General features: G+C 68.2%; 10 protein-coding genes and 4 pseudogenes. 11 read left to right on the forward strand and 3 right to left on the reverse strand.

Features of this window, described 5'->3' with window-relative positions; all coding sequences use genetic code 11:
• Positions 1 to 61 precede the first annotated feature (61 nt).
• The 6 genes and pseudogenes from KAE78_RS06365 (at position 62) to KAE78_RS06385 (ending at position 3,824) form a co-directional block, all read left to right on the forward strand.
• The gene (locus KAE78_RS06365) at positions 62 to 1,093 is read left to right on the forward strand and encodes an LLM class flavin-dependent oxidoreductase (protein ID WP_223172202.1); all 1,032 of its coding nucleotides are present in this window, start codon (positions 62 to 64) and stop codon (positions 1,091 to 1,093) included.
• Between the two features lie 146 nt (positions 1,094 to 1,239).
• Entirely contained in the window at positions 1,240 to 2,190 is a 951-nt protein-coding gene (locus KAE78_RS06370; protein WP_223172203.1) for a DUF1214 domain-containing protein, read from the forward strand.
• Between the two features lie 80 nt (positions 2,191 to 2,270).
• Positions 2,271 to 2,537, forward strand: coding sequence for a hypothetical protein (locus KAE78_RS17460; RefSeq protein WP_262927837.1), 267 nt, complete (start codon positions 2,271 to 2,273; stop codon positions 2,535 to 2,537).
• Positions 2,429 to 2,859, forward strand: a pseudogene (locus KAE78_RS17465) (GAP family protein). The gene KAE78_RS17460 and the pseudogene KAE78_RS17465 overlap by 109 nt, the downstream one beginning before the upstream one ends.
• 171 nt (positions 2,860 to 3,030) lie before the next feature.
• Positions 3,031 to 3,219: pseudogene (locus KAE78_RS06380) on the forward strand (alkane 1-monooxygenase); the annotation flags it as partial.
• Between the two features lie 158 nt (positions 3,220 to 3,377).
• Complete coding sequence (locus tag KAE78_RS06385; protein ID WP_223172204.1) at positions 3,378 to 3,824, forward strand: hypothetical protein; 447 nt, start codon at positions 3,378 to 3,380, stop codon at positions 3,822 to 3,824.
• A gap of 34 nt (positions 3,825 to 3,858) precedes the next feature.
• Here the strand turns inward: KAE78_RS06385 and KAE78_RS06390 are convergent, their stop codons facing one another.
• Positions 3,859 to 5,175 carry a hypothetical protein gene (locus KAE78_RS06390; RefSeq protein ID WP_223172205.1) on the reverse strand — a complete coding sequence of 439 codons (1,317 nt, stop codon included), beginning with the start codon at positions 5,173 to 5,175 and terminating at the stop codon, positions 3,859 to 3,861.
• Here KAE78_RS06390 and KAE78_RS06395 point away from each other — a divergent pair.
• The 5 genes and pseudogenes from KAE78_RS06395 (at position 5,174) to KAE78_RS06415 (ending at position 12,165) form a co-directional block, all read left to right on the forward strand.
• Positions 5,174 to 6,599 (forward strand): annotated as a pseudogene (locus tag KAE78_RS06395) (CCA tRNA nucleotidyltransferase). The gene KAE78_RS06390 and the pseudogene KAE78_RS06395 overlap by 2 nt on opposite strands.
• 775 nt (positions 6,600 to 7,374) lie before the next feature.
• Complete coding sequence (locus tag KAE78_RS06400; protein ID WP_223172426.1) at positions 7,375 to 8,634, forward strand: DUF5979 domain-containing protein; 1,260 nt, start codon at positions 7,375 to 7,377, stop codon at positions 8,632 to 8,634.
• A gap of 105 nt (positions 8,635 to 8,739) precedes the next feature.
• Positions 8,740 to 10,044, forward strand: a complete 1,305-nt coding sequence (locus KAE78_RS06405) for a GAF domain-containing protein (RefSeq protein ID WP_223172206.1) — start codon at positions 8,740 to 8,742, stop codon at positions 10,042 to 10,044.
• Between the two features lie 139 nt (positions 10,045 to 10,183).
• A pseudogene (locus tag KAE78_RS06410) lies at positions 10,184 to 11,733 on the forward strand (aldehyde dehydrogenase family protein).
• 33 nt (positions 11,734 to 11,766) lie between these two features.
• Positions 11,767 to 12,165 (forward strand): DUF779 domain-containing protein, encoded by a 399-nt coding sequence (locus KAE78_RS06415; protein WP_223172207.1) that lies wholly within the window; start codon positions 11,767 to 11,769, stop codon positions 12,163 to 12,165.
• Between the two features lie 4 nt (positions 12,166 to 12,169).
• On the opposite strand, the gene KAE78_RS18500 is transcribed toward KAE78_RS06415, so the two are convergent.
• On the reverse strand, positions 12,170 to 12,925 hold the full coding sequence (locus KAE78_RS18500) for a hypothetical protein (protein ID WP_317451884.1): 756 nt from the start codon (positions 12,923 to 12,925) through the stop codon (positions 12,170 to 12,172).
• Complete coding sequence (locus tag KAE78_RS18505; RefSeq protein ID WP_317451885.1) at positions 12,888 to 13,331, reverse strand: hypothetical protein; 444 nt, start codon at positions 13,329 to 13,331, stop codon at positions 12,888 to 12,890. Before KAE78_RS18505 ends, KAE78_RS18500 begins: the two co-directional genes overlap by 38 nt.
• Positions 13,332 to 13,439 lie beyond the last annotated feature (108 nt).

Raw genomic sequence — 13,439 nt, forward strand, 5'->3', positions numbered from 1 at the left:
TCGGCCGGCGCAGGCGGCCTTGGCCGGAATACCCGTGACGAAGCATCCGTTTGCATAGATCATGAAAGCTTTCGGATTCCTCTCCTTCGGCCACTACGGCAACGTGCAGGGCTCGACGACCCGCACGGCCGGCGACATGCTCCGCCAGACGATCGACCTGGCGGTCGCCGCCGATGAGATCGGGGTCAACAACGCCTCGGTGCGGGTGCACCACTTCGCCCGGCAGGCGGCCTCGCCCATGCCCTTGCTGGCGGCGATGGCCGCCAAGACCGAGCGCATCGAGGTCGGCACGGGCGTCATAGACATGCGCTACGAGAACCCGCTCTACCTCGCGGAGGAGGCGGCCGCGCTCGACCACATCGCCGACGGACGGATCGCCCTGGGCATCAGCCGCGGCTCACCCGAGCCGGCACTGCGCGGCTGGGAGGCGTTCGGGTACCTCGGCTCGGAGGACCCGCGGGGCGCCGACATCGCCCAGGAGAAGTTCGACCTCTTCCTGCGCGCGATCGAGGGCGAGCGCCTTGCGCCCGGCGACCCGCAGATGGTCGGCGAGGGGCAGTACCTGGCGATCGAACCGCTCTCGCCCACGCTGCGCGATCGCATCTGGTGGGGATCCGGATCGCGCGCGACCGCCGAGGAGACCGGCCGCCGCGGGCTCAACATGATGAGCTCGACACTGCTGACCGAGGCCACCGGCCGCCCCTTCCATGAGCTGCAGCGCGAGCAGATCGACCTGTACCGCGCGGCCTATCGCGAGGCCGGTCATACCGGACGCCCGCGGGTGTCGGTGAGCCGGAGCATCTTCCCGATCATGGACGACCGCGACCGCGCCTACTTCGGGCTGCGCTCCGCCGAGAACGGCGACCAGATCGGTGTCATCGACGGATTCCGTTCCACCTTCGGCAAGACCTACGCCGCCGAGCCCGATGTGCTCATCGAGCAGCTGCACGCGGACTCGGCCGTGATGGCGGCCGACACGGTTCTCCTGACGATCCCGAACCAATTGGGAGTCGATTACAACGCGCATGTGCTCGAGTCCTTCGCGAGGCATGTCGCTCCCTCATTGGGCTGGATCCCCAACAACGCCGACTGACAATCCAGCACATCTTCACCACTTCTGATGGTGACCTCGGCATGTTCACTCGCGCCCGCGGCTCGGGTGTCGGAGTCAGGGAGTCACCTGAAAGATGGGAGACTGGACACATTGGCACCTCTGTGCCCGAATAAGAAGGAACGACCATGACCGCAGTGGTGAACGTCGACAATTTCGTGGAGATCGAGACAGCGCGGATGTTCGCGGATCTCCAGGCCGCTGCGGGTGGTGTGAACACCTTCCGCCACAACTCCCGGCCTGCGCCCATCGACGAGCAGACGGTCATTCGCCTCAACCGCGACACTTTGTACAGCTTCGCCATCATCGACATCAGCCAGGGCGCTACGCTCACGCTGCCAGATGCCGGTGACCGCTACCTCTCTGCGATGATCGTGAACGAGCAGCACCTGATCAACCGGATCGTGCACACCGCGGGCACGGTCGAACTCACCACTGACGAGTTCGACTCGAAGCATGTGTTCGTGGGCGTGCGCATCCTTGCAGATCCCGAGGATGAGTCCGATCTGGCCACCGTCGCTGAGCTGCAGACGGGCATCAGCCTCAGCGCCGTCTCAGCGACGCCATACGCCCCACCCGCGTACGACACTGTGTCGCTGGACGAGACCCGGGATGCCCTGCTGAGTCTCGCTAAAGGTGTCGGGGGTTACCGTGGAATGTTCGGTACCGCCGAGGAGATCATCCCGGTTCGCCATCTCATCGGCACGGCATCCGGCTGGGGCGGCCTGCCCGAATCCGAGGCAGCTTATGTCAGCGTTGACCCGGGGCTCTCGCCCGGTAGCTACTCTCTGGTGATCAAGAACGCACCGGTCGACGCTTTCTGGTCGATCTCGGTCTACAACGCCGAAGGGTTCTTCGAACCCAACCCCGCGGGTCGTTACACGATCAACAGCATCACCGCGGCTCGGGAGGACGACGGTTCGGTCGTCGTTCGATTCGTGGAGGATCCATCGACGAACGTGCCGAACGCGATCCCCGTGACAAAGGGATGGAACTTCCTCGTGCGTCTGTACCGCCCGCGGGCGGCCTACTTCGATGGCACTTGGACCGTGCCGCCGATCGCCGCCGCGGCATCGTGATGAACTACATAATCGGAGAGATTCTCCCTCTCGCCCTGGGCATCGCGATTAGCCCGATCCCGATCATCGCCGCCATTCTTATGCTGCTGTCGCCTAGAGCGGGCCGAATGAGCATAGGATTCCTTACCGGTTGGGTGCTTGGCATCCTGATCGCTATCGTCGCATTCACCCTTCTCGCATCTGTCTTGCCGCAAGACGAGGGGGCGAGTCGGTGCTCATCACGGGCGTGGTCAAGATCGTGCTCGGCGCGGCCCTGCTGCTATTGGCGATCCGCCAATGGCGCAGTCGTCCCGCCGACGGTACCGAACCGGTGCTCCCGAAATGGATTGCCGCGATCGACAAGATGAGCCCGGCCAAAGCCGTGGTCCTCGGCTTCCTCTTATCAGCCCTGAACCCGAAGAATCTCTTGATGGGGCTGCCGGCGGATTGGCGATCGGCTCAGCCGGTATCTCGGTCAGCTCCTCAGTGCTCCTGATCGCGATTTTCACCGTCTTCGCCGCGTGCAGCGTTGCCGTCCCCATCGTGGCTTATCTAGTGGCGTCACAGAAGATGACTGGCCCACTGGAATCGCTCCGGAAGTGGTTGGTGCACAACAATGCCACGGTCATGGCTGTGCTCTTCCTCGTCATCGGTGTCATGCTGATCGGCAAAGGGATCGGCAGCTTCTAGCGTTGGGTCTCTCACTGGTGTCGCCAGCCACGAGCTTGGGTTGAAGACCAACACTGCAGGGCATGTTGAGTGCTATCAGACAGGCTGATCGAGCGCAGTACGAGGCCTCAGGGGATCGTACCGCCGGCTGACGGGACGGCTCCGACCCCAGAACGCGTCTTCGCCGGCCTGGTCCTCGCCGAGCAGCTGCGCGCGGACTCCGCCGTGATGGCGGCCGACACGGTTCTCCTGACGATCCCGAACCAGCTGGGCGTCGATTACAACGCGCATGTGCTCGAGTCCTTCGCCACGCACGTCGCTCCCGCGCTCGGGTGGAAGCCGAACACGGAGGGACCCGTCGAGGGCTACGCAACAGACTGATCGATCGGGAAGAGCAGGCGGAAGCGCTCGCACACCACCGGCATGTCCGGTTCGAACCCACGAGAGTTCTCGCACACTCGCCCACCGTATCCGTGGCGCGAGGTCGGATCCGCGCCTGCGTTGGATCGGTGGGAGCGCGGCGGGTGCAGAATCGGAGCATGGACGATATCCGCTTCCTCGTGTCGCATGAATCGCTCGGCGGCGGCGAGGGGCGATTCCTGACCATCCAGCCGGTCGTCAACGGGTCCCTCCTGCGCGACCTCGCCCGCGCCGCCGAAGCGCCGGCCGCCGCTGGAGACGGACAGCCCGATCTGGCGGGCAGTTACGCCGGACTGTGCGATGTCGACGTGCTCCGGTGGCCGTCGCGGCACTATCTCGGCGACCCGGTGCTGCAGTGGTTCGACGAGGGCGACACCGTGCTTCTCGGGTGCCTCTGCGGTGAATGGGAATGCTGGCCGCTCACAGCCCAGATCGAGGTCACGGAGCCGTCGATCCGGTGGCACGGGTTCCGCAACGGTCATCGGGAGTGGGATCTCTCCGCACTGGGCCCGTTCGAATTCGACCGAGCGCAGTACGAGGGCGCATGGGAGCGTACCGCCGGCTGACATCCGGGTCACGCTCAGGCGGCGTCTTCGAGGATCAGATGCCCTCCGGAACCGGCTCGCCCGGCATCCATCCCGGGAAGGGCCGGGCGGACGCCTCCGCCTGGCGCGCCTGCCGTCGCCTGTTCTGCGCAGCCTCGTCGAGAGCGTCGAGTTCCCCCTGGGTCGCAGGGATCCGATCCAGGGCGTCGTCGCAGAAGGAGAGGAACCCCTCGAGGTCGAAGTCGTCCTGCGGGGTGAGTCGTTCGCGCAGCAGCTCCAGGGCCGCCCGCACCTCCGTGCACGCCTGTCGGAACAGAGGGACCGCGGTGCTCGCATGTCGCGTGCGCAGCCTCGGGGCGTTCAGCCCGCTGGACGCGCGGATGAGCACGCTGCCGGCCGAGCGGCGGAAGCGGATCTCGGGAAGCTGCTCGCGGAAGGAGTTCCATCTGCGGATGCGCGAAGCGAACTCGCCGCGCGGATCCTCCTCCGGGAAGAGGTCGATCTCGATCCTCGTCACCGCTGAGCCGAAGTCGGGGCGCCGTCCAGCAGGATGTCGCCGACCATGTAGACCGGATAGAACCCGCCGTATCCGGTGGCCATCGAGCAGCGGACCTCGAGTTCCAGCGCGGAGGGGAGCGGCACGGCGTCGTCGGGAGGAGCGACCTGCTGCGGCGTCCGGGGTGGCTCTTCTCGGGGGAGTGATCGGTCTGCCGACCACTTCTCGGACATGCTCGGCGACGGCCGTGGGCACCTTGATCGCGGCCCACTGGAAGGCGAGGAGCGTCGGGTGGTCGCGGATCCGCTCGACGTCGCCCGGAGCGAGCGGGACGGGACCGCGCAGCTCGAGCATCTCCAGCCGGGGAGCGGACAGGGCCGGGGCGATCGACGGTGCGACGTCGAGGGGACCGATCTCGATGTCGGTGAGCCTCGTCGCGTGACCGAGGTCGGGCACCTCGCGCAGCTGCCGGCAGGAGGTGATCAGCAGCTGCTCCAGCCCGGCGGCGTCCTCGAGCCCACGGATGGCCTCCAGCTTGCTCGCGTAGGTGAGGTACAGCTCCCTGAGACTGCGGCATCCGCTCAGGTCGAGCTCGGTGCCGCGCGGATAGCTGATGACGAGGCGCTCCAGCGCGGGCAGCTTCGCCAGCTCGCCCGCGGGGATCGTCATCTTGTCCAGGACCAGCCAGCGCACGCCCGGATCGAGCGCCGACGCATCCAGCACCTTGTCCTGCGGCATGATCATGGGAGGGTCACCCGGGAGGTTCTGCAGCGGCTTCACCCTCCCAGGGTAGGTGCGTGCGGGCGATCTCGCCCGCACCGCACGGCCGGGCGAGCCCGTGAGGCACCGCGCCCCGGCGACTACGCTGGAACCCATGCTGAACATGGCCGAGGGGATCGCGCGCCTGGGCGCCCTGGCCGAGGGCCCGGTGGTCGCCGCGCTCGCCGCCGCGTTCGCGAAGGAGGGCTTCGAGCTCGCCGTCGTCGGCGGGCCGGTCCGCGATGCGCTGCTCGGCCGCGACACGCACGATCTCGACTTCACCACGAACGCGCTGCCTGACGACATCCTCCGCATCGTCACGCCGATCTCGACCGCGCAGTGGGACATCGGCCGCGCCTTCGGCACGATCGGCGCCCGCGTGCAGGGCGAGCAGGTCGAGATCACGACCTACCGCGCCGACAGCTACGACGGCACCACCCGCAAGCCGACGGTCGAGTTCGGCGACACGATCGAGGGCGACCTCGCCCGCCGCGATTTCACGGTCAATGCGATGGCGCTGCAGGTTCCCGACCGCAGGCTCGTCGACCCCACCGGCGGCGTCGAGGACCTCGTCACCGGGCGCCTGCGCACCCCCTCCGACCCGGCGGTGAGCTTCGGCGACGATCCGCTCCGGATGCTGCGGGCCGCCCGCTTCTCCGCCCAGCTCGGTTTCGACATCGACCCGGCGACCCTGCAGGCGATCGCCGACCTCGGCGAGACGCTGAAGATCGTCAGCCCCGAGCGCATCCAGGGCGAGCTCGTCCGGCTGCTGCAGACCGATGATCCGGTGCGCGGCATCCGGGTCCTCGTCGACACGGGCCTCATCGAGCAGTTCCTGCCCGAGGTCAGCGCGCTGCGTCTGGAGGTCGACGAGCACCACCACCACAAGGACGTGTACGAGCACTCCCTCACGGTGCTCACCCAGGCGATCGAGCTCGAGCACGCGCGCAATCCCGGACAAGAGCCCGACGTCGCCCTGCGCCTGGCCGCGCTCCTGCACGACATCGGCAAGCCCCGCACGCGCAAGTTCGAGCCCGGTGGTGGTGTCAGCTTCCACCACCATGACGTCGTCGGCTCCCGGATGGCGCGCAAGCGCCTGAACGCCCTGCGCTTCGACGGCGACACGACGGATGCCGTGGCCACCCTCATCGAGCTGCACCTGCGTTTCTTCGGCTACGCCGAGGGGCGTGGACGGATGCCGCCGTCCGCCGCTACGTGCGCGACGCCGGCCAGTACCTGGAGCGCCTGCACATCCTCACCCGCGCCGACGTCACCACGCGCAACCGCCGCAAGGCCGCGCGCCTGGCCTCCGCCTACGACGACATCGAGGCGCGCATCGTCGCCCTCCGCGAGCAGGAGGAGCTCGACAGCATCCGCCCCGAGCTCGACGGCAACCGCATCCAGGAGATCCTCGGCATCGGTCCCGGCCGCGACGTGGGTCAGGCCTACAAGTTCCTGCTGGATCTGCGCCTGGACGAGGGCGTGATCGGAGCGGATGCCGCAGAGCAGCGCCTGCGGAGTGGTGGGCGACCCGCAACTGACAGCCCCGTTACCAGAACGTTACCAACGGTATCGTCATGGTTTCGACACTTCTCCGTCTCTTCTCCTGGGGAGCGCTTCTCGGATCCACGACACCCGAAGGACCGGGCGCAACTCGCTGATCAGGGAGGATCAACGATGTCTATTGCTGTGCCATCTCGCGTGCGCCGCCGAACCGGGCGACTGTTCGCGATCATCATCACCGCGCTGCTGGCGGCGGTCATCCATCCGGCCGTCCCGGCCCACGCCGATGCGCCGAACCCGCCGGTGGACGCGCCGTTCAGCGCACCGCTGTGCGAGGGCGCCACCGACTCGAACCCGACGAACGCCACCGGCCCGGTGCCCGACCTCTCGCTCGTGTTCGGTCAGCGCCTTGTGAGCTACAACGCCGGTGAGGTCGTTCCGCTATACACGACGTGGGGCACCAACACCAACAACCAGGTGCCGCTGTGCGCCGTGCGCCACGTGGAGGGCGTCGGCGCCGTCTCCGAGTGGATCTACTGCACCGACGTGTACTCCGCCACCTGTGCCTTCACCAACGAAGACGGTGCGCTCGAGTACAACGGGCAGGTGGTCCCCGGCAACGAGCGCCTCGAAGGCAACAGCCGGCTCACCACCGATCAGGAGCGCGTCATCGCCTACATCGTGCGCAACGACATCACGCTCGCGAGCGGCTCGGTGGCCTCCAACGACACGTCATGGACCCGCTGGGATCGGCAGAAGCTGGTCTGGTGCGTCTCCGACCCGGGCTACGACGACGCCTTCTGCGCGCCCAACATGGGTGAGGACGAGCAGGCGCGCATCCTCGCGCTCGTTCCGGCCGAGGTCGAGCTGACCCTGGAGCTGGACGCCGACAGCACCGACCTCGAGGTGGGCGACACCGCCCGGGTCGACGTGACCACCAACGTCTACAACCAGCCGATCGCGCTGACCGTCAGCGGCGGACAGGCCGAGGTCTGCGCGGGCGACGACGCGACCTTCGAGGGCGGCGAGCTCGTCGTCGCCGGCGACGACGCGGGCGAGACCACGACCGTGAGCCTGTGCATCACCTCCGACACCGCCGGCGAGGTCACCGTCGAGGGCGAGACCGCCCCGGTCACGCGCGAGCAGATCACCTGGTCGCAGTCGCCGGGCGTGGGTCGCACCGTCTGCCAGGTGTACGCGACCTTCGACACGACGACGGATGCCGCAGTGCGCTCCGCCGCGGTCGTCTCCTTCAGCGCCCGCACCCTGGAGGGCGGGTTCAGCCTGCAGAAGGCGGTCGAAGGCACCGGCGCCGACCTGGTCGACGCCGACGTGCTCTTCACGGTCGAGTACCGGATCGACGGCGGTGCGGCCGAGCAGGTGACGCTGTCGGCGGACGGCACCCCCGAGCTCGTCGACGGCCTGGAGGCCGGTCTCACCGTGACCCTCGAGGAGATCGACCTGCCCGAGGTCGAGGGCATCGAGTGGGGTACCCCGGTGTTCACGGTCGACGGTGTCGAGACGACGTCGTTCGAGGTCGTGGGCGATGAGACGGTGGAGATCGTGCTCACCAACGACGCGATCCTCCTGCTGGGCGGGTTCAGCCTTCAGAAGCTGGTCGAGGGCACGGGTGCCCACCTGGTCGGCGACGATGCGGTCTTCACGGTCGAGTACACCGTGGACGGCGCCGCTGCCGAGAGCGTGACCCTGTCGGCCGACGGCACGGCGGAGTTCGTCGAGGGTCTCGAGCCGGGCGTGACGATCACGCTGGCGGAGATCGATCTGCCCGAGGTCCACGGCGTCGAGTGGGGCACTCCGGTGTTCACGGTCGACGGTGTCGAGACGACGTCGTTCGAGGTCGTGGGTGACGAGACGGTGGAGATCGCGCTCACCAACGACGCCGTCATCGTCGAGGAGGTCATGGGGACCGACGACGGCGGGAAGACCATCGGAACGGACGAGCAGCTGTCCGAGACCGGAGCCGACATCCCCTGGCTCCTGGGCGGCGCTGCCGCAGCCGCGGTCCTCGCCGGTATCGTCCTCCTCCTGATCCGCCGTCGCGCGACGGTCTGATCGAGGCGAACACTGCGGAACAGCGCTCAGCGACCGGTGGATGTGATCATCCCCGGTCGCTGAGCGCTGTCCGGACGTACACTGGGAGCATCTCCGCCGCTGTGGATGGGAGGCGCCGTGTCCTCGCCCTGGTCGTCCCCGCGCGATGTGCCGCCCGAGGCCTCGCGCCTTCTCATCGAGCGCGCGCACGAGGAGCTCCTGGCCGGCAACCTCGAGGATCAGCGGCTGCAGCACGTGCGCCCTCTGGTCCGCGATTCCTGGCTGCGGTCGTGGAAGCAGCGGGTGGAGGCGGAGGCCTCCGCGGAGTTCGAGCTCGCTCATGATGAGCTGGAGGCCTATCGGCGCGCGCACCCGCTCGCACCCATGATGGACCTGGTCCGCGGCCTGCTGCTGCCCGGGTCGGCGGAGGACTCCGGCGTCATCGTGGCCGTCGGCGATCACACCGGGCGCCTGCTGTGGGTGGAGGGCGACCGCCGCGTACAGCTGCTCACCGGCGACATGGGGTTCGTCGCCGGGGCGGACTGGGCGGAGGGCACCGTGGGCACGGCGGCCCCGGGCACGGCGATCGAGTTGGATCAGTCCGTGCAGATCCACGGCGCGGAGCACTACAACCGGCTCGTGCAGCCGTGGTCATGCACGGCGGCACCCGTACATGACCCCGAGACCCGGCGCATCCTCGGTGTGATCGACGTGACCGGGGGCAGTGAAGCGGCCACCCCGCAGGCGAGGATGCTCGTCGACGCCACGGCGCGCGCGATCGAGTCGGAGCTCCTCGTGGCGCGGCTGCGCGCCCGCAGCGAGGCCCCGTCACCGCCGCGCACCCGCCGCCCGGCGGTGACCACGAGCGCACAGCTGCATGTGCTCGGCCGCGACCGCGCGCGGCTCGAGCTCATCGCCGAGCACAGCGAACGGGTGATCGAACTCAGCGCCCGGCACGCCGAGATCCTGCTCCTGCTGGCCGTCCACCGTCACGGGCTGTCGGCGGCCGAGCTGAGCGAGCTCGTCTACGGCGAGGGCGCCTCGGCCGACACGCTTCGCCCGGAACTCGTCCGTCTGCGCAAAGCGCTCGAACGCGACGCCCCCGAGCTCGTGCCGCAGTCGCGTCCCTACCGGCTGACCACACGCGTCGAGACCGATGCCCACAGCGTCCTCTCGCTGCTCGGCCGCGGCGCTTACCGCGTCGCGCTCAGCGCCTACCACGGGCCGGTCCTCCCCGACTCGGTCGCGCCCGGCGTCGAGGAGTACCGCGAGTCGGTGCGCGCCGCGCTGCGCGAGGCGCTCCTGGCGGAGGCGAGCGTGGACGTGCTCCTGGACTACGCCGAGATCCCGAGGGCGCCGAGGATCCTGAGGTGCTGCGTCTGTGCCTGGAGATGCTGCCGCCGCGCTCGCCGAAGCGTGCGGCGCTGGTGAACCGGATCGAGCGGCTCGAGCGCGGCTGACAGGCTGCCCGCAACCTTCCGCAACGTGCTGCACCGGGGTGCAACGGGCGGCGGCGTACCGTCGACGGCACACCTGCAGCAGAGACGCTGCGCCCGTCGAAGGAGACAACATGACCATCGTGGAAGAGGCCGTGTCCACGGCCTACGCCGCTCCCGGACAGCCGGGAGCCGTCGCCGACTACCGCCCGCGCTACGGCCACTACATCGGCGGGGAGTTCGTCGAGCCGATCAAGGGGCAGTACTTCGAGAACATCAGCCCCGTCAACGGCAAGCCCTTCACCGAGGTCGGGCGCGGCACCGCGGAGGACATCGACCGCGCCGTCGACGTCGCGTGGAAGGCGTTCGCCTCTTGGGGCAAGACGACCCCGGCCGAGCGCTCGATCATCCTGAACCGGATCGCCGACCGCATCGAGCAGAACCTCGAGAAGATCGCCGTCGCCGAGACCTGGGAGAACGGCAAGCCCGTCCGTGAGACGCTCGCCGCCGACATCCCGCTGGCCGTCGACCACTTCCGCTACTTCGCCGGTGTCCTGCGTGCGCAGGAGGGCTCGCTCAGCCAACTCGACGAGAACACGGTCGCCTACCACTTCCACGAGCCGCTGGGCGTGGTCGGCCAGATCATCCCGTGGAATTTCCCGATCCTCATGGCGACCTGGAAGCTCGCTCCGGCGCTCGCGGCCGGCAACTGCGTGGTGCTCAAGCCGGCCGAGCAGACTCCGGCATCCATCCTCTTCCTCTTCGAGCTCATCGGGGACCTGCTGCCGGCCGGCGTCGTGAACATCGTCAACGGCTTCGGCATCGAGGCGGGGGCACCGCTCGCGCAGCACAAGCGCATCCGCAAGGTCGCCTTCACCGGGGAGACGACCACGGGACGCCTCATCATGCAGTACGCCTCGCAGAACCTCATCCCGGTGACGCTCGAGCTCGGGGCAAGTCGCCGAACGTCTTCTTCGAGGACGTCGCGCGCTCCACCGACGATGCCTACTACGACAAGGCGCTCGAGGGCTTCACGCTCTTCGCGCTCAATCAGGGCGAGGTCTGCACGTGCCCCTCGCGGGCCCTCATCCAGCGCTCGATCTACGACGGTTTCCTCGCCGACGGGCTCGAGCGGGTCGGCAAGGTCATCCAGGGCAACCCGCTCGACAAGAACACGATGATCGGTGCGCAGGCGTCGAACGACCAGCTGGAGAAGATCCTCAGCTACATCGACATCGGCAAAGCCGGAGGGGCGCGCCTGCTCACCGGTGGCGAGCGGGTCGACCTCGGCGGCGACCTCAGCGAGGGCTTCTACGTCGCCCCGACGGTGTTCGAGGGCACGAACGACATGCGCATCTTCCAGGAGGAGATCTTCGGACCGGTGCTGTCGGTGACGAGCTTCGACGACTTCGACGACGCGATCTCCATCGCCAACGACACGCTCTATGGCCTGGGCGCCGGTGTCTGGAGCCGCAGCGGAGACACCGCCTACCGTGCGGGTCGCGCGATCGAAGCCGGCCGGGTGTGGACGAACACCTACCACCAGTACCCGGCGCACGCCGCGTTCGGTGGATACAAGCAGTCGGGCATCGGCCGTGAGAACCACCTGAAGATGCTCGACCACTACCAGCAGACCAAGAACCTGCTCGTGTCCTACGCCGAGGGCGCGATGGGCTTCTTCTAGACCGATGGCCGACTCCCACACAGCAGGGTCGCCGTGACGGATGTCGCGGCGGCCCTGCTGCGCCGATTGACCGCGCAGCACGGACCGCTGATGTTCCATCAGTCCGGCGGATGCTGCGACGGGTCATCGCCGATGTGCTACCCGATCGGCATGTTCGTCACGGGCCCGAGCGACGTCCTGCTCGGCACGATCGCGGTGGGCCTCGACCCTTCGACAGGCTCAGGGCGGGCGTCGACCGGCGAGCCGATCGACGATATCGAGGTGTACATGTCCGAGTCGCAGTTCGAGTACTGGAAGTACACGCACCTCACGATCGACGTCGTGCCCGGTCGCGGCGCGGGTTTCAGCGTCGAGGGGCCGACCGGCATGCGCTTCCTCATCCGCTCGAGGATGCTCACCGACGCGGAGCTCGTCCACTTCGATCTGGCGTGACGCCCTACCAGGGGTCTCGCACCGAGAACACGGCCCCGACGATCTGCGCGACGATCCAGGCCGACGCGAGCGCGAAGGGGATGAGCACCCACCAGGCGACGCGCTTGCGGAGGCGCCGGCCCTCCGGGGCCACGCCCGGCGGCGTGAGCGCGGCGGGCGGCGCGGTGAAGGGGAGGGCGGATGCCGCATCCGATCCCTGCTCCCGGCGCAGACGCTCGTCACGCCAGCGCGCCCACTGATCGAGTTTCGTGAGGAGCGCGCCCACGACCGAGAACAGCCACGCCCAGGTCGCCGGGTCGAGCGTGGAGAAGTCGCGCTTGGCGTAGAGGAACAGCCAGTCGTCGACGATCTCGACGTCGAGCTCTGCCGCGTGATCGACGAACCGGGCCATGATGTCGGGCGTGAACAGGTACAGCGCATCCTGTTCGTAGCCGGCGGGACAGTACAGGGAGAAGTGGCGGTCGAAGTCGCCCTCGAGACCCAGCCGCTGCTCGCGGCGGAACGACATCGGCAGGTTCGAGTTGAGCAGCCCGTTGTTGCCGACCGCGTCGAGCACGATGTGCGGCAGGGGCACGTCGAGGTGCACCGCGACATAGCCCCACTTGTGCGTCGTCTGGTTCTTGCCCGATCCGGTGACGTACCGGTAGTTGGCGAACTCGACGAACCGGGGTTGCTGCCCCGCACGGCATCCGATGCGACGCGGCCGTTGCCCAGCGAGAAGATCATCCCCGGAAGCGCGGGCTGCGTGATCTCGGGACATAGCTCATGCCGTTGGCCTCGGCGAAGCGCCATAGCCGGTAACGGCGGGCGGCGGTGCGACGCCGGGTGGTGACGAAGATCCAGACGAAGGCGGCGGGGATCAGCAGCACGAAGGCGAGGGGGATCAGCGCCACGACCATCATCGTTGCGCCGCCCTGCTGACTGTCCATGCCGGTCACGGCGGCGATGACGATGCCGAGGAACACCATGCCGATCGTCAGGAAGGCGACGCCGACAGCCAGTGTCGCGATGATCGTCACGGCGGTCGAGGCGTTGCCGGAGACGGCCCCGGCCGCCCGCAGCCGAGCGGTGTGCTCCTTGGCGGCGCGCTGGTCGACGGGCAGGGTGAGGGCGCTCGAGTCGAAGGGCACGGAGGTCGGATGCGGCGGGGTCGTCACGCGTGCCACGCTACCGGGCCCGGCGGAGAACCATCTGTTCACCGTCCGTTCCATTCGATGTATGGCGGTCTCGTAATTCCCCGTCACCTTCGAGCGATTCGATACTCGTGTTCCCGC

The organism is Microbacterium sp. NIBRBAC000506063 (assembly GCF_017968845.1).
In the GTDB taxonomy this organism is placed as follows: Bacteria; Actinomycetota; Actinomycetes; order Actinomycetales; family Microbacteriaceae; genus Microbacterium.

Excerpts from the sequence above, each read along its gene's own strand:
- KAE78_RS06365 (WP_223172202.1), top strand. The coding sequence starts at position 62 with ATGAAAGCTTTCGGATTCCTCTCCTTCGGCCACTACGGCAACGTGCAG.
- KAE78_RS06370 (WP_223172203.1), top strand. The coding sequence starts at position 1,240 with ATGACCGCAGTGGTGAACGTCGACAATTTCGTGGAGATCGAGACAGCG.
- KAE78_RS17460 (WP_262927837.1), top strand. The coding sequence starts at position 2,271 with ATGCTGCTGTCGCCTAGAGCGGGCCGAATGAGCATAGGATTCCTTACC.
- KAE78_RS06385 (WP_223172204.1), top strand. The coding sequence starts at position 3,378 with ATGGACGATATCCGCTTCCTCGTGTCGCATGAATCGCTCGGCGGCGGC.
- KAE78_RS06390 (WP_223172205.1), bottom strand. The coding sequence starts at position 5,175 with ATGGGTTCCAGCGTAGTCGCCGGGGCGCGGTGCCTCACGGGCTCGCCC.
- KAE78_RS06400 (WP_223172426.1), top strand. The coding sequence starts at position 7,375 with ATGGGTGAGGACGAGCAGGCGCGCATCCTCGCGCTCGTTCCGGCCGAG.
- KAE78_RS06405 (WP_223172206.1), top strand. The coding sequence starts at position 8,740 with ATGGGAGGCGCCGTGTCCTCGCCCTGGTCGTCCCCGCGCGATGTGCCG.
- KAE78_RS18500 (WP_317451884.1), bottom strand. The coding sequence starts at position 12,925 with ATGTCCCGAGATCACGCAGCCCGCGCTTCCGGGGATGATCTTCTCGCT.